Source organism: Thermodesulfobacterium hydrogeniphilum (genome assembly GCF_000746255.1).
GTDB classification, from domain to species: domain Bacteria; phylum Desulfobacterota; class Thermodesulfobacteria; order Thermodesulfobacteriales; family Thermodesulfobacteriaceae; genus Thermodesulfobacterium; species Thermodesulfobacterium hydrogeniphilum.
Genome location: NZ_JQKW01000009.1, coordinates 32,625 through 46,974 on the forward strand (window position 1 = coordinate 32,625; position 14,350 = coordinate 46,974).

At 30.6% G+C, this 14,350-nt stretch carries 15 protein-coding genes; all 15 read left to right on the plus strand.

The features are described from left to right. Positions 1-28: 28 nt before the first annotated feature. The 15 genes from CC87_RS05000 to CC87_RS05070 all read left to right on the plus strand — a co-directional run bounded on the left by CC87_RS05000 (position 29) and on the right by CC87_RS05070 (position 14,323). A complete protein-coding gene (locus CC87_RS05000) occupies positions 29-979 on the plus strand; it encodes an HlyD family secretion protein (RefSeq protein WP_038056791.1) in 951 nt (316 codons plus the stop codon). Continuing rightward, complete coding sequence (locus tag CC87_RS05005) at positions 964-2,661, plus strand: ATP-binding cassette domain-containing protein (protein ID WP_038056793.1); 1,698 nt, start codon at positions 964-966, stop codon at positions 2,659-2,661. The genes CC87_RS05000 and CC87_RS05005 overlap by 16 nt, the downstream gene beginning before the upstream one ends. Beyond that, entirely contained in the window at positions 2,654-3,781 is a 1,128-nt protein-coding gene (locus CC87_RS05010; protein WP_038056795.1) for an ABC transporter permease, read from the plus strand. Before CC87_RS05005 ends, CC87_RS05010 begins: the two co-directional genes overlap by 8 nt. Then, complete coding sequence (locus CC87_RS05015; RefSeq protein WP_038056797.1) at positions 3,778-4,905, plus strand: ABC transporter permease; 1,128 nt, start codon at positions 3,778-3,780, stop codon at positions 4,903-4,905. The genes CC87_RS05010 and CC87_RS05015 overlap by 4 nt, the downstream gene beginning before the upstream one ends. A gap of 73 nt (positions 4,906-4,978) precedes the next feature. After that, positions 4,979-5,479, plus strand: coding sequence for a hypothetical protein (locus tag CC87_RS08660; protein WP_051920609.1), 501 nt, complete (start codon positions 4,979-4,981; stop codon positions 5,477-5,479). 151 nt (positions 5,480-5,630) lie between these two features. After that, complete coding sequence (gene ruvB, locus CC87_RS05025) at positions 5,631-6,626, plus strand: Holliday junction branch migration DNA helicase RuvB (protein ID WP_038056799.1); 996 nt, start codon at positions 5,631-5,633, stop codon at positions 6,624-6,626. After that, the gene (gene panB / locus CC87_RS05030; RefSeq protein WP_038056801.1) at positions 6,608-7,450 is read left to right on the plus strand and encodes a 3-methyl-2-oxobutanoate hydroxymethyltransferase; all 843 of its coding nucleotides are present in this window, start codon (positions 6,608-6,610) and stop codon (positions 7,448-7,450) included. The genes ruvB and panB overlap by 19 nt, the downstream gene beginning before the upstream one ends. Before the next feature lie 68 nt (positions 7,451-7,518). Beyond that, positions 7,519-7,725 carry a 50S ribosomal protein L35 gene (gene rpmI, locus CC87_RS05035; RefSeq protein WP_038056803.1) on the plus strand — a complete coding sequence of 69 codons (207 nt, stop codon included), beginning with the start codon at positions 7,519-7,521 and terminating at the stop codon, positions 7,723-7,725. 32 nt (positions 7,726-7,757) lie between these two features. Then, positions 7,758-8,114, plus strand: a complete 357-nt coding sequence (gene rplT / locus CC87_RS05040; RefSeq protein WP_038056805.1) for a 50S ribosomal protein L20 — start codon at positions 7,758-7,760, stop codon at positions 8,112-8,114. Then, complete coding sequence (locus CC87_RS05045) at positions 8,114-9,127, plus strand: phenylalanine--tRNA ligase subunit alpha (RefSeq protein WP_038056807.1); 1,014 nt, start codon at positions 8,114-8,116, stop codon at positions 9,125-9,127. Before rplT ends, CC87_RS05045 begins: the two co-directional genes overlap by 1 nt. A 19-nt stretch (positions 9,128-9,146) precedes the next feature. Next, the gene (pheT, locus tag CC87_RS05050) at positions 9,147-11,540 is read left to right on the plus strand and encodes a phenylalanine--tRNA ligase subunit beta (protein WP_038056809.1); all 2,394 of its coding nucleotides are present in this window, start codon (positions 9,147-9,149) and stop codon (positions 11,538-11,540) included. A gap of 3 nt (positions 11,541-11,543) precedes the next feature. After that, positions 11,544-11,837, plus strand: coding sequence for an HU family DNA-binding protein (locus CC87_RS05055; RefSeq protein WP_038056810.1), 294 nt, complete (start codon positions 11,544-11,546; stop codon positions 11,835-11,837). After that, on the plus strand, positions 11,824-12,180 hold the full coding sequence (locus tag CC87_RS05060) for a MerR family transcriptional regulator (RefSeq protein WP_038056811.1): 357 nt from the start codon (positions 11,824-11,826) through the stop codon (positions 12,178-12,180). Before CC87_RS05055 ends, CC87_RS05060 begins: the two co-directional genes overlap by 14 nt. 409 nt (positions 12,181-12,589) lie before the next feature. Beyond that, positions 12,590-13,171 carry a TetR/AcrR family transcriptional regulator gene (locus CC87_RS08665; protein WP_051920612.1) on the plus strand — a complete coding sequence of 194 codons (582 nt, stop codon included), beginning with the start codon at positions 12,590-12,592 and terminating at the stop codon, positions 13,169-13,171. 18 nt (positions 13,172-13,189) lie between these two features. After that, the gene (locus CC87_RS05070) at positions 13,190-14,323 is read left to right on the plus strand and encodes an efflux RND transporter periplasmic adaptor subunit (protein ID WP_038056812.1); all 1,134 of its coding nucleotides are present in this window, start codon (positions 13,190-13,192) and stop codon (positions 14,321-14,323) included. Positions 14,324-14,350: the final 27 nt, after the last annotated feature.

Sequence of the window (14,350 nt, forward strand, 5' to 3'; positions counted from 1 at the left end):
TTAAATTTTCATATATAATATAAATCTTATGAGATTTAAACTTAATGTGAAATTTCTGATTTTTATAATTATTTTAGTTTTTCTTGGGCTTACAGCTTATACTTATTATTTAAAATACACGCGAAAGCCAAAAGGAATTCTCATTCTTCATGGTAGAATAGAAGGGAAAGAGATTGATATATCTCCAGAAATTAAGGGAAGGATTATAAAACTTTATAAAAGAGAAAGTGAAAAAGTCAAAAAAGGAGAAATTTTAGCTGAGCTTCGTCCTGATGAATATCTGGCTCAATATAAAAGTGCTCAGGATGAAGTGAATTCTGCTTGGCAGAATAAACTTATGGCTGAGAGTTATTTAATTAAAGCCAGAGCTAAATTTGAACAAGCTAAAAGAGATTTAGAAAGATACCGGAAACTTTATGAAGAAGGAGTGATTTCTCAAAGAGATTATGAACTGGCTAAACTTCAATATGATTCTGCTTTAGCAGAATTAAAAGTTAATCAAAAATATATCGCTTATGCTGAAGCTAAATATAAATCTGCTTTAGAAAAATTAAAAAAAGTAGAAGTCTTTTATAAGGAAACCAAAATATATGCTCCTTCTAATGGTGTAATTTTATCAAGGCCTGCAGAAGAAGGAGAAGTAGTTAATCCTGGAAGAATCCTTTATACTATGGTTGATTTGCAGAAGCTTTATGTAAAAGTTTATATCCCTGAGCCAGAGCTTGGTAAAATTAAGCTTGGTCAGTATGCCAGAGTTTATGTAGATGCTTATAAAGATTGTTATTTTAATGGAAAGATTACAAGGATTTATGAACAGGCTGAATTTACTCCCAAAAATGTAGAAACAAAAGAAGAAAGAGTAAAGCTTGTTTTTGGAGCAGAAGTTTCGGTAGATAACAAAGAGGAATTGTTAAAACCCGGTATGCCAGCTGATGTGGTGATAAAAATAGATCCTAAAGCCAAATGGGTGAGACCTTAAATTCTGTTGTTATCAGGGTTGAAAGAGTTTCCAGATTTTATGGAAATTTTCAGGCAGTAAAAGAGGTTTCCTTTGAAATTAAAAAGGGAGAAGTCTTTGGTCTTATTGGTCCTGATGGAGCAGGAAAATCCTCTATTATTCAAATTTTAGCAGGAGTATTAACTCCTAACTCTGGGAGAGCTTTTATAAACGGTATAGATGTTACAAAAGAACCTGAAAGAATAAAAGCTATAATTGGTTATATGCCTCAGGGGTTGGGAGTTAACCTTTATGACAATCTTACTGTAGAAGAAAATATTAATTTTTTTCGTGATTTAAGACTTATTCCTGAAGATGTTTTTAAAAAGAATAAAAAAATTCTTCTTGAGATAACCAGATTAAGACCTTTTTTAAATAGACAAGTAAAAGATCTTTCAGGAGGAATGAGACAAAAGCTTGCTTTAATTTGCACTCTCCTTCATCTTCCGGATATTATTCTTCTTGATGAGCCTACTACAGGAGTTGATCCTTTATCAAGACAGGATTTCTGGAAAATTATTCATAGCTTAGTTAAAGAAAGACAAATTACAGTTCTTCTTACCACCTCTTATATGGATGAGGCAGAAAGATGTCATAAAATTGCTCTTATGCATGAAGGAAGAATACTTCTTGAAGATTTTCCAGAAAACCTCCCTGATTTGGAAAATATTTTTATTGAAAGAATTACAGGTAAAAAGCCTGAATCTTTTGTTTGTAAAAGTTCAAAAAACTGGGATAGCACTGTAATAGTTTGTAAAAATGTAAGCAAAGTTTTTGGAGACTTTAGAGCAGTTGATAAAGTGGATTTAGAAGTTAAAAAAGGAGAAATTTTAGGACTTCTTGGTCCTAATGGAGCAGGTAAAACCACTCTTATAAAAATGATGTGCGGACTTCTTGAACCCTCTGAAGGGAAAATATCTATTCTGGAATACGATGTGCAAAAAGAAAGAACCAAAGTATGGAATATGATAGGATATATGTCTCAAAGATTTTCTTTATATAAAGATCTAACAGTTAAAGAAAATATGGAGCTTTATGCAGGGCTTTATGGGGTTAAAAATTTTGATTTGGAAGAATTTTTTCAAAGACTCGGGCTTAAAGGTTTAGAGAAAAAACTGGTTAAGGATTTACCTTTTGGTATAAGACAGAGAGTAGCTTTAGCATGTGCCCTTTTACATAAACCACCTATTTTATTTTTGGATGAACCCACTTCTGGAGTTGATCCGGTTGCCAGAAGAAATTTCTGGAAAATTATTTACCAAATTTCCCGTGAAGAAGGAACTACGGTTATTGTTTCTACCCATTATATGGATGAAGCAGAACACTGTGATAGACTGGGACTTATGAATAGAGGAAAACTCATTGCTCTTGGAACTCCTGAAGAAATAAAAAAAGAATCAGAAAATATCTCAGGTTATCTCTTACAAATTAAAACTCCTCATTTTCATAAAGCTTATGAGCTGATTTTTCAGGAATTTAATGAAAATTCAATTTATGGAAATAAAATTTTTGTTAGAACTTTTGAAATAGAAAACGCTAAGGAAAAAATTAAAAATCTTCTTGAAGCCCAAAATTTGTTGCCTTTTGAAATAAAACAAGTTTCTGTGTCTTTACAGGAAGCTTTTGTAGATTTTATAAAAAGAACAGAAGGCTTAAATGTTTAAAAGATTCGTAGGAATCGTAAAAAAAGAATTTATTGAATTGTTAAGGGATAAATTAGCTCTTTTGCTTATTTTTATAGCTCCTGTTTTAGTGATATTTCTTGAAGGTTACGGACTTGTTCTTGATGTAAAAAAAATACCTTTAGCCTTTTTAGATTATGATAAAAGTAAGCTTAGTAGAGAATACATCAATTCTTTTGTTAATTCTGAATACTTTAAGCTTTATAAACTGGTTAATAATTATAAAGAGGCAGAAGAGCTTATTAAGAAAGGGGGAATAAGAGCTTTAATAGTTATACCTCCAGATTTTTCAAGAAAACTCTATAAGTGGCAAAATGTTCAAGTGCAAATTTTAGTAGATGGAACTTATCCTAATCGTTCACAAATTATAAAAGGCTATGTTTCAGCCATAAATTCCAAATTTAATATGAAACTTCTTCAAAATTATGCTGAAACCTTTGGTAAAGAAATAAAATTCCCAATAGAAATTGAAATGCGAGCCTGGTATAATCCTGCTCTTGAAAGCAAAAATTTTATTATGCCAGGAGAATTAGTTACAATTTTATGTTTCTATCCTATTTTGATAAGTTGTTTAGCAATAGTAAGAGAAAAAGAACTGGGTAGTATTTTTAATTTTTATTGTTCTCCTGCCAGACCCTGGGAAATAGTTCTTGGGAAGGCTATACCCTATATTGTAGTTAGTTTTCTAACTTATTTAATCTTGTTTTTTATTACTGTGTTTGTTTTTAAAACTAAATTTATCGGAAATTTTATAGCTCTTTCTATAGGTAGTTTTCTTTACCTTTCCTGCACAGTGGGACTCGGATTTTTAATTTCCTCTTTTACAAAAACCCAAATTACAGCTATGCTTTTAGCCTTTGTTTTAGCAGTGCTACCTTCTTATTTATATTCTGGCTATCTCTGTCCAATAAGTAGTATGGATCTTAGTGGGCAAATTATGAGTAAATTTATTCCTGCAACTTATTTTTTAAAAGTTGTAAGAGGTATTTATTTAAAAGGACTGGGCTTGGGTTTTTATATAAACAATCTTTTCTATCTTTGTCTTTATGCTTTTATTGTTTACACTTTAACTATTTTGAGGTTTAAAAAGAGGATAGGTTGAGGCGTTTAGTAGTTTTATTAAAAAAAGAATTTTTACAGCTCTTACGGGATAAAATTTTGATAATTATTTTAATCTATGCCTTTACTATAGATGTTTATGTAGGTGGTAAGGGGGTAAAGTTAAAGGTAAATAATTTTCCTACTATTATCCAGGATCAAAGTAAATCTTTTAAAAGTAGAGAACTTATAAGTAGATTTAGAGAACCCTATTTTAAAATTCTTGCCTTTGTAGAATCTGATAAAGAAGTAGTGGATTGGCTTGACAAAGGTAAAGCTTCTATGGCTATTATTATACCTCCTGATTTTGAAAGAAAAGTAGATAAAGGGCAGGGCAAAATTCAAGTGATTATTGATGGAACCATGTCCATAACTGCAACTATGGCTGTATCTTATGTAGCAGAGATTACTAATGATTATGCTATAGAACTGCTTGAAAGAAAAGGAGGAGTAACTAAGCAGTTTTTTGAAAGCTTTCCACAAATTGATGGAAGAACCAGAGTTTTATTTAATCCAAATTGTCTTAGTCATTGGTTTATGGGGCTTGCTGAATTGTTTAATGTAATTACTATGGTGCCTCTTTTAATTACTGCAGCGGCACTTATAAAAGAAAAAGAATATGGAACTATAGAACAACTTCTGGTTACTCCTGTTAGAAGTTGGGAAATTTTTTTAGCAAAGATGTTACCTACAGTTATAATAGTAAGTTTACTTGCTATGTTAAGTATTTTTATTATGATTAAAGGCGTTTTAGGAGTTCCTATTAGAGGGAATTTATTTTTATTTTATATAGTAACCTGTTTTTATATTTTTACCTTATCTTCTATAGGTATTGCTATTGCAACTATGGTTAGAAATCTTTCTCAGGCTATGATGGTTATTATGATTATATTAGTGCCTATGCTTATGATTTCAGGAGTCTGGACCCCTCCAGAAGCTATGCGTTTATTTGCAAGATATGCAAGTTTATTATCTCCTATGAGATATTATTTAGATTTTAGCTATGGAGTATTGTTAAAAGGAAACAGCTTAAAGTATATCTGGCATGATATTTTAGGTATTTTGTTGATTGGAAGTATGCTTTTGGCTTTTTCTGCTGTAAGGTTTAGACAGAGTTTTGCTAAATAATAATGATAATTTAATTTTAAATTGGGTAAATTTTTAAAATAAGTTATAAAATTATTAAAAAGGAGAATAAATTATGAAATGTCCGGGACAAGATACTAGATATTGGAAAGAAGATGCTATTTTTGAAATAGAATGTCCTTATTGTGGAGCTTTTATAGAGTTTTTTAAAGATGATCCTATAAGAAAATGTCCTTCCTGTAAAAAGTCTGTACCAAATCCACGTATGGATTTTGGTTGTGCAGCATATTGTAAATATGCTGAAATCTGCTTGGGTGAACTCCCTCCTGAATTGATTTTAAAAAAAGCTGAACTTTTGAAAGAAAAAGTTAAAGAAGCTGTTTTAAAAAGATTAAAAGATATACAAACTAAAAAGAAATTTTTGCAAGAAGCAGAAAAATTAGAAACTACAGGTAAAAAAGAAGATAAATCCTTTGGAATCACTTTGCTAACTCAATTTTTTAGTTATCTTACTGGAAATGAAAGACAGGAATTATATCAAAATTTAAAATTGCCCGAAGCTTTAAAAACTGAAATTGAAAGAAATTTAAAAAGTTTCAAAAAGCAAGATTCATAAAAATAGACTAGATTAGCGGAGGAAATGCCTAAAAAGTGCTTATTTATAAGAAATAAAGTAATAAAGGAAGTAGAAAATTTTGATAGAAATAAAGGAAATTTTAAAGCTTTTTAATTTTGGCAAAAATTCTTTTTAAGTTATAATTTAAAATATGGTTCAATATAGACCAAGTAGTTTAGAAGATTTTATAGGGCAGAACAGGATAAAAAAAGAGCTTTCTATTTATATCTCTTCTATAAAACAAAGACAGGATATTTTTCCTCATACTTTTTTTATAGGGGCTCCTGGTCTTGGCAAAACTACACTGGCAAGAATTATAGCTTTTGAATTAAGAAGGGATCTTAAAATTACTTCAGGTCCTGTGCTTGATAAAACAGGCACTTTGGCTGCAGTTCTTACCAATTTAAAAGAAGGAGATATTTTATTTATAGATGAAATTCATAGAATGCCCAAACCCTGTCAAGAAATTTTATATACTGCTATGGAAGATTTTTCTCTTGATATTGTAATTGGAAAAGGAAACGCAGGAAAAACCATCAGACTTAATCTTCCCAAATTCACTTTGATCGGAGCTACTAATAAACCCAATCTTTGTTTAGCACCTTTAAGAGATAGGTTTCAACTTACTTTTAAATTAAATTATTATAATGAAAAAGAGCTTAAGGAAATAATTATAAAAGTTGGTAAAGAATGGGATCTTGAAATAGATAAAGAATCTGCCTTATATCTTGCTAAAGCTTCTAAAGGTATTCCTCGTCAGGCTTTAAATCTTTTGAGGAGACTAAAGGAATTTGCTTATCTTAATTTTAAATCTTTTAATAATGTTATTAAGATAAATTATAAAAATTTAAAAAAATTTTTAGAACTCTTAGAAATAGATGACTGGGGACTTACTCCAGAGGATAGGAAATGTCTTTTAACTCTTTATAAAGAATTTAAGGGAGGACCTGTAGGTTTAAATTCCTTGGCTCTTTCTGCTAACATAAGTCCAGAAGAACTTGAAAGCATTTATGAGCCTTCTTTAATAAGATTAGGTTTAATAGCTCGCACAAGAAGAGGAAGGATTCTTACTCAAAAAGGTTATCTTTATTTGAAAGAAAAATTTAATATAAACATAGGAGAAAAATTATGTCTCTTTTCAAGCTGAGTCCTAATTCTTTAAAAGAAAAAAAGGGTAAAGAATCAATTGTAGCTATTACAGCTTATGATTACATTTCTGCAAAGCTTGCAGAAGAAAGTAAAATGGATTTTATTTTAATTGGAGATTCAGGAGCTATGGTAGTTCTTGGGCATGAAGATACCTATTCTATTGGTATGGAAGAGATGCTTATGTTTTGTAAGGCTGTTAGTAGAGGTGCTCCTAATACTCTGCGTATAGGGGATATGCCTTTTTTATCCTATCAGGTATCCAAAGAGCAGGCTATATTAAATGCAGGAAGATTTGTAAAAGAAGGTAGATGTCATGGAGTAAAAGTAGAAGGTGGAGAAGAAACAGCAGAAACAATACAGGCTATTGTAAAAGCAGGAATTCCAGTTTTAGGACATATAGGGCTTACTCCTCAAAGAAGTATGGAACTTGGAGGTTTAAAGGTTCAGGGTAAAACCATAGAAAGTGCTCAAAAATTGCTCAATGACGCAATAGCTTTGGAAGAAGCTGGAGTTTTTGCGATAATACTTGAATGTGTGCCCTCAGAACTTTCTAAAATAATTACTGAAAAAATAAAAGTTCCCACCATAGGAATAGGAGCTGGCCCTTTTACAGATGGACAAATTCTGGTTTTCCATGATGTAGTAGGATTATTTCCTGAAATGCGTCCAAAATTTGTTAAGACTTATTGTAATGGTTTTGAGACTTTTAAAAAAGCCCTTTGTGAATATGTAAAAGATTGTAAAGAAAAAAAATTTCCATCAGAAAAAGAAAGTTTTAAAATTTCTAAAGAAGCTTTAGAAGCAGTTTTAAATAAAACTTAGGTCTTGTTTTTCTAAAAATTTGGTGTAAAGTTTTGAAATTATAAAAATTTTAGAAGGAGTGAGGTATTATGGCTAAAATAAAGCTTAAAACTAATCGTTCAGCAGCTAAAAGATTCAAAATTACTGCTAATGGGAAAATAATGCATAAGAAATCTGGAAAAAGTCATTTATTGAGAAAAAAAAGTAAAAAAAGAAAAAGACATTTAAGACAATATAAAGAGATTTTTAAAGGTTTTTATTCTCATATAAAAGAATGTATTCCTTATAAATTTTAAAGAAAAAGATTTTTTACAGGAGGGATAAAGATATGCCAAGGACTAAAGGTGGTTTTAAAACTAGGAGAAGGCATAAAAAGATTATAAAAATGGCAAAAGGATATTGGGGACAGAGGAAAAATGTTTTTAGAAGAGCTAAAGAAACTGTAGAAAGGGCTTTGGTTTATGCTTATAGAGATAGACGTCAAAAGAAAAGAGATTTTAGAAGGCTCTGGCAAGTTAGAATTAATGCTGCTGCCAGACTTAATGGTTTAAATTATAGTAAATTTATGGGAGGCCTTAAAAAAGCAGGTATTGCACTTGATAGAAAAGTGCTGGCTAATTTAGCTATTACTGAGCCAGAAATTTTTGCTAAATTAGTAGAAATTGCTAAAGCTCAATGGCAATAATGATTGCGGATGAAATAGAAAAGCTTAAATCTGAAATCTGGCAAGAATTTGAAAATATAGATAGTCTTTCTGAATTAAATAATTTTCGTATAAAGTATATAGGTAAAAAAGGAGTAATTACTTCTTATTTAAAGAAATTAAAAGATTTAACCTTAGAAGAAAAAAAGAGATTAGGAAAGGAATTAAATCAGCTAAAAGCAGATATAGAGACTCGTCTCAAACAAAAAGAAAAAGAAATTCTTTTTAAAGAGGAAGATAAGGAGGTTGGGTTAGATCTCACTTTACCTGGGAGAAGGGTTTTTCTCGGGGCTATCCATCCTCTTTCCCAAATTATTGATGAATTATGTGCTATTTTTAGCCGTCTTGGTTTTGAAATAGTTACAGGTCCTGAAATAGAAACAGAATATTATAATTTTACTGCTTTAAACATACCAGACTGGCATCCTGCCAGAGATATGCAGGCTACTTTTTATCTTAAAAATGGAGCCATTCTTAGAACCCACACATCTCCTATGCAAATTAGAACCATGCTTGAAAGGGTTCCACCTTTAAGAATAATTGCTCCTGGTAAAGTTTATCGTTGTGATGCTGATGTGCGGCATTCTCCGATGTTTCATCAGATAGAAGGTCTTATGGTAGATAGAGAAGTAAGTTTTTCAGATTTAAAAGGTATTTTAACTTATTTTGCTAAAGAAACTTTTGGGGAAAAAACAAAAGTAAGATTCCGTCCCAGTTATTTTCCTTTTACCGAACCAAGTGTAGAAATGGATATAGGCTGTGTTATTTGTAATAGCAAGGGATGTAGAGTTTGCAGTTATACAGGTTGGCTGGAAATTCTTGGAGCAGGTATGGTTCATCCTGAGGTTTTTAAAGCAGTAAATTATGATACTGAAATATGGCAGGGATTTGCCTTTGGTCTTGGAATAGAAAGAATTGCTATGATTAAATATGGTATAGATGATATAAGACTTTTCTTTGAAAACCATCTTTATTTTCTTGAAAGCTTTAAATAGAAAAGTAGGAGATTATTAAATGAGAGTTCCTATTAGCTGGCTTTCGGAATTTATAGATCTTAAAGGTTCTCCTGAAGAAATAGCAGAAATCCTTACTATGGGTGGTATTGAAGTAGGATCTATTGAAGATCCCTATGAAAATTTGGGAGAACTTGTTGCAGTTAAAATTTTGGAAGTTTTAGAACCAGAAGAGCTCAAAGAGATAGCTCTTTGTAAGGTTACAGATGGAAAAGAAGTTTATACAGTTATAACTACAGCTAAAGATCAGGTTAAGCCTGGCTTAGTTTTAGGTCTTGTTAAACCTGGTAGCACCACTTTTACTTTTCAAAAAATAGAAATAAAACATATAAAAAAATATCAATCCTATGGTATGTTTCTCTCTCCTTATGAAGCAGGAATTGGGGAAGAAAAAGATAAATTGCTTATTTTACCAGAAGATGCACCTTTGGGAGAATCTATTTATAAAATTTTAGGTATATCTGAAACAGTTCTTGAGCTTGAGATTACTCCTAATAGAGGAGATGTGCTTTCTATTTTAGGAGCAGCAAGAGAACTTCATACCCTTACTTCTTGGGAATTAAAACCTATTAAATTTGAGGATTATCTCAAAGCTGGTAATAAATTTAAGGGGAAAATAGAAATAGAAGATAAAGATGGTTGTTTTAGATATGCAGGTAGATTTTTTGCCAATGTGAAAGTCCAGGAAAGTCCTTTCCATATTCAAAAAAAGCTATGGCTTTGCGGTTTAAGACCTATTAATAATATAGTAGATATTACTAATTATGTGCTTTTAGAATTTGGGCAGCCTTTACATGCTTTTGATTGGAATAAAATAAAAGATCATACTATTGTTATAAGAAAAGCAAAGATTGGTGAGAAACTTCTCATGCTGGATGGAATAGAAAGAGAATTTACTGAAGAAGATTTGGTTATTGCTGATGCAGAAAAACCTATGGTTCTTGCAGGGATTATGGGTGGAGAAGATTCAGGTGTTTCAGAGGAAACTGCACATATATTCTTAGAATCAGCATGGTTTAACCCTAAAAGAATTAGAAAAAGCTCTCAGAGACATAGAATAACTACAGAAAGCTCTTATAGATTTGAGAGAGGGATAGATCCAGAAGGAGTTATTTTGGGATTATTAAGAGCAAGTGAGTTGATTTTAGAAATTGCTAAAGCAGAAAAATTTTCAGAAATAATGGATCTTTATCCAAAACCTTATATAGCTCCTCAAATTTTATTATCCCAAAAAAAGCTTTCTAAATATTTAGGTTTTTCTATACCTCTTGAGGAAGTAGAAAATACTTTAAATAAAATAGGTTGGGTCAGAAGATCAGAGGGTAGTTTTGAAGTTATTCCCTATTCTTATAGACAGGATCTAAAAATTCCAGAAGATTTAATAGAAGAAGTAGCCAGAATATATGGTTATGAAAAAATCCCTACTACCTATCCTAAAGCAGTTTTATATGCTAAAGCTCCTTTAGATATTATTAATTTAGAAAACAAAGTAAAAAATGTTTTGAAATCCTTAGGTTTTTTTCAAATAATCACTTATAGTTTTATTGATCCTAAATCTTTAGAAAAGCTTAATTTAAGTCATGATGATCCAAGAAAAAATTTAATTGAAATTGCCAATCCTATAGCTTCTACTCAATCTGTAATGAGAACCACTTTAGTTCCTGGGCTTTTGGAAACTGCTTGTTTTAATCTCTTTAGAGAGGTAAATTCATTAAAAATTTTTGAAATAGGAAAAGTTTTCTTTCCTACTGAAGATGTTTTGGCTTATGAACCTATGCATTTAGGTATTCTTTTAATGGGAAATAATACTGAAGAAATATGGTATGAAGAACCAAGGAAATTTGATATTTATGATCTTAAAGGATATTTAGAAGAATTTTTTGAAATTTTAAAAATACCTATTCAATTTAAACCTTATTCATCTGAACCATTTTTAAAAAAAGGAGTATCTTTTGATTTAATACTTAACAATTCTAAAATAGGTTTTGCAGGAGAAGTAAAAAATCTTATTTTAAAAGAATTTGATTTAAAAACCAATGTTCTGTTAGCTGAAATTGATTTAGAACCAGTTTTAAAGCAATGGGAAGAAGTATTTAAAGTAAAAAAACCTCCAAAGTATCCTTCCACATTTAGAGATGTAACCTGTATTTTGAAAAGGGAAATCAAAATAGGAGATATTTTAGAATTTATAAAATCTTTATCAGTGCTTTATTTAGAAAAAGTTAAATGTATTAAAATTTATGAAGGACCACCTATACCTGAAGATGAAAAAAGTGTCAGTTTGAGATTTTGGTATAGAGCACCAGACAGAACTTTAACAGATGAAGAAGTAAATGAAATACAGGAAGATCTGGCTAAAAAGATTTTTATTAAATTTTCTGCAAAACCAAGATAAAAAATGGAAACAATTACTAAAAAAGAAGTTGCAGAGAAATTACATCAGAAAGTAGGTTTATCTAAAAGATTATTATATAATCTGATAGATATATTGTTAGAAGAGATTAAATTAGCTTTGGAAAGAGAAGAAGAGGTTCAGATTGTTCGTTTTGGAAGTTTTGTTACTTATAAAACCAAAGGAAGAATAGGTAGGAATTTAAAAACAGGAGAAGAAGTAATAATACCACCTTTTAAAAAAGTAATTTTTAAAATAGCTTCTCAATTTAAAGCCGAGCTTCATAATGAAACGAGTTAAAAATAAAGATGAAAGTTTGTATGTACCTCTTTCAGAAGTTGCAAAAAATTTGAATGTCAAACCTCATATTCTTTATTATTGGGAAAAAAAATTTCCTCAATTAAAGCCTTATAAAATAGCTCAAAGAAAATTTTATAAAAAAGAGCAAATTAAACTACTTCAGACAATAAAAAAAATGCTTGAAGAGGGTTATACCCTTGATGGTATAAAAAAAATTTTACAAACCCAAAACCTTATTTCTAAAAAACCAGTTTTATATCAAGCTTCCTTTTTTGAAGAAAATCTAAAAAAGATTTTAAAAGAGGTCTTAAAGGAATTGAAAGAAATATATAAAAATCTCTAATCTTTTTGATTAGATTTAGAAAATTTGTATTCTTGTCAATATTTTTTGTCAAAAAAATGTCGCATTTTCCCAATTTGCTATCATAGATAGTTAAACTTTCAATTTAAAGTTACATTTGTGTAAATTTTATTATAGCCTATCTTCAAATAAAATCACTATCTGGCTGTAGATATGTGGCCAATCCTTAATCTTGGTCCATGGATTTCTTTTAACTTTTCTCTAAAATGAGAGATATTAACAATCATCTGTTGATTGACTTTAAGATTGGAAGGCTTTTAAAATACTGTACCTTTTCATCTCAATTTTTGTAATTTGAAATTTTCTCAGTCATTTGAAATTTTTCGTATTGACTTTTACGAAAAATTGAGTAAACTTAAGTAAGTGATTACTTACTTACATGTGGAATGTAATGGAAAAACTCAGTACCAGAGATAGGATAATTGAGGCTGCTTATACTTTATTTTCAGAAAAAGGCTATCATGGTACCAGTACGAGGGAGATTGCCAGGGCAGCGTCAGTTTCAGAGGTAACCCTATTTAGAATCTTTGGAACAAAGGAATCGTTATTTGAAGAGGTGTTAAAGACCAAATCCATTATTCCTGACTTAGTGGCTATGATCAGAGATGTAGAAAATCATAGTTTAGAGGATCTGTTATTTTCACTGGCAAAAAAGTTTTATTATACCCTGGTGTCAAAAAAGAAATTTATAATGATAACATTTTCAGAAGTAAACCAATATTCAGAAAAGATTATAGATATTTACCAAAAATTAATAGATCAAATAGATGAATTGTTGGTGAAGATTTTTTCTAAATACAAAAGTACTAATAAAGATTTTAATTTAAAAATCATTGCTATGGCATTTAGGGGGATGATATTTAATCTGTTTTTAACGAATGAGATTTTATTAAGAAAGAATATTACAAAATCCGAAATTACTCACATACTTTCATCGTATGTAAAAATTATTTTGAATTCAATAAATAGATAAGTTTATGGAGGTTGTTTTATGAAAAAAATATATATTTTTCCATTTCTTTTTGTGTTTATGTTGCTTTTATTTGGGTGTAAGAGAAATAAAGGGCCAGCCAATGTGCAAACAAGGCTTCCCGTGGTGTCATATATAGTAATAAAACCACAGAAGGTTACTTTAATGAAAGAATTACCAGGAAGGGTTGCATCGTATAAAACCGCTAAGATAATCCCACAGGTAAGTGGAGTTATATTAAAAAGGGTTTTTAAAGAGGGATCTTATGTAAAAAAAGGAGATCTTTTATATATCATTGATCCAAGGCCATATGAGGCAGCGCTTGAAAGTGCTCAGGCGGCTTTAAAAGCAGCTGAAGCAAAGCTTCCTGCATTAACAAAAAAAGTCAAGAGATATGCAAAACTTGTAAAAACTCACTCTATTAGCAAGCAAGTATATGATGACACCAAGGCTGCTTTAGATCAATTAAAAGCAAATATAGAGCTATATAAAGCACAGATAAAATCTGCAAAGATCAATTTGGATTATTGTTATATTAAGGCACCTATAGATGGTATAATAAGCCGTTCATATATAACAGAGGGACAGGTTGTTTATGCATATCAACCCGATCCTTTGGCAATAATTCAAAATTTTGATCCAGTCTATGTGGATGCCACAATTTCTACAGAGGAATTATATGAGTTAAGAAAAAAGAGGGCCTCAAAATTGTTAAAATACACCCCGGATATGGACAAAAATGTTCAACTTATCTTGGAGGACAACTCTATTTATCCGGAAAAGGGAATTTTGGAATTTAATGAAGTTACTGTGGATAAGACCACAGACTCGGTTATTTTAAGAATCAAGTTTCCAAACAGAGATAAGGTATTGCTTCCTCATATGTTTGTTAGGGTGAAAATTATTGAAGGTATCATGGAAAATGGAATTCTGGTTCCTGAAGAGGCAGTAAAGTTTGACCCCAGAGGGAATCCCTATGTCTTTGTAGTGGACAAGCAAAATAGGGCAGTTATAAGGCCAATTGTCATTGACAGAAGCATTGGTAATAAGTGGCTGGTCACATCAGGCTTGAAGGAAAATGATAGGGTTATAGTAAAGGGTTTTCAATACATAAGGCCAGGTGTTCCAGTAAAGGCGGTGTTAGAGAAACCTTAAGACAAAAGATAGTGCTTATATGTGACA

Excerpts from the sequence above, each read along its gene's own strand:
- CC87_RS05005 (WP_038056793.1), top strand. The coding sequence starts at position 964 with ATGGGTGAGACCTTAAATTCTGTTGTTATCAGGGTTGAAAGAGTTTCC.
- CC87_RS05055 (WP_038056810.1), top strand. The coding sequence starts at position 11,544 with ATGGAAACAATTACTAAAAAAGAAGTTGCAGAGAAATTACATCAGAAA.
- CC87_RS05070 (WP_038056812.1), top strand. The coding sequence starts at position 13,190 with ATGAAAAAAATATATATTTTTCCATTTCTTTTTGTGTTTATGTTGCTT.
- rplT (WP_038056805.1), top strand. The coding sequence starts at position 7,758 with ATGCCAAGGACTAAAGGTGGTTTTAAAACTAGGAGAAGGCATAAAAAG.
- CC87_RS05045 (WP_038056807.1), top strand. The coding sequence starts at position 8,114 with ATGATTGCGGATGAAATAGAAAAGCTTAAATCTGAAATCTGGCAAGAA.
- ruvB (WP_038056799.1), top strand. The coding sequence starts at position 5,631 with ATGGTTCAATATAGACCAAGTAGTTTAGAAGATTTTATAGGGCAGAAC.
- CC87_RS05000 (WP_038056791.1), top strand. The coding sequence starts at position 29 with ATGAGATTTAAACTTAATGTGAAATTTCTGATTTTTATAATTATTTTA.
- rpmI (WP_038056803.1), top strand. The coding sequence starts at position 7,519 with ATGGCTAAAATAAAGCTTAAAACTAATCGTTCAGCAGCTAAAAGATTC.
- pheT (WP_038056809.1), top strand. The coding sequence starts at position 9,147 with ATGAGAGTTCCTATTAGCTGGCTTTCGGAATTTATAGATCTTAAAGGT.
- CC87_RS08665 (WP_051920612.1), top strand. The coding sequence starts at position 12,590 with ATGGAAAAACTCAGTACCAGAGATAGGATAATTGAGGCTGCTTATACT.
- panB (WP_038056801.1), top strand. The coding sequence starts at position 6,608 with ATGTCTCTTTTCAAGCTGAGTCCTAATTCTTTAAAAGAAAAAAAGGGT.
- CC87_RS05010 (WP_038056795.1), top strand. The coding sequence starts at position 2,654 with ATGTTTAAAAGATTCGTAGGAATCGTAAAAAAAGAATTTATTGAATTG.
- CC87_RS05060 (WP_038056811.1), top strand. The coding sequence starts at position 11,824 with ATGAAACGAGTTAAAAATAAAGATGAAAGTTTGTATGTACCTCTTTCA.
- CC87_RS08660 (WP_051920609.1), top strand. The coding sequence starts at position 4,979 with ATGAAATGTCCGGGACAAGATACTAGATATTGGAAAGAAGATGCTATT.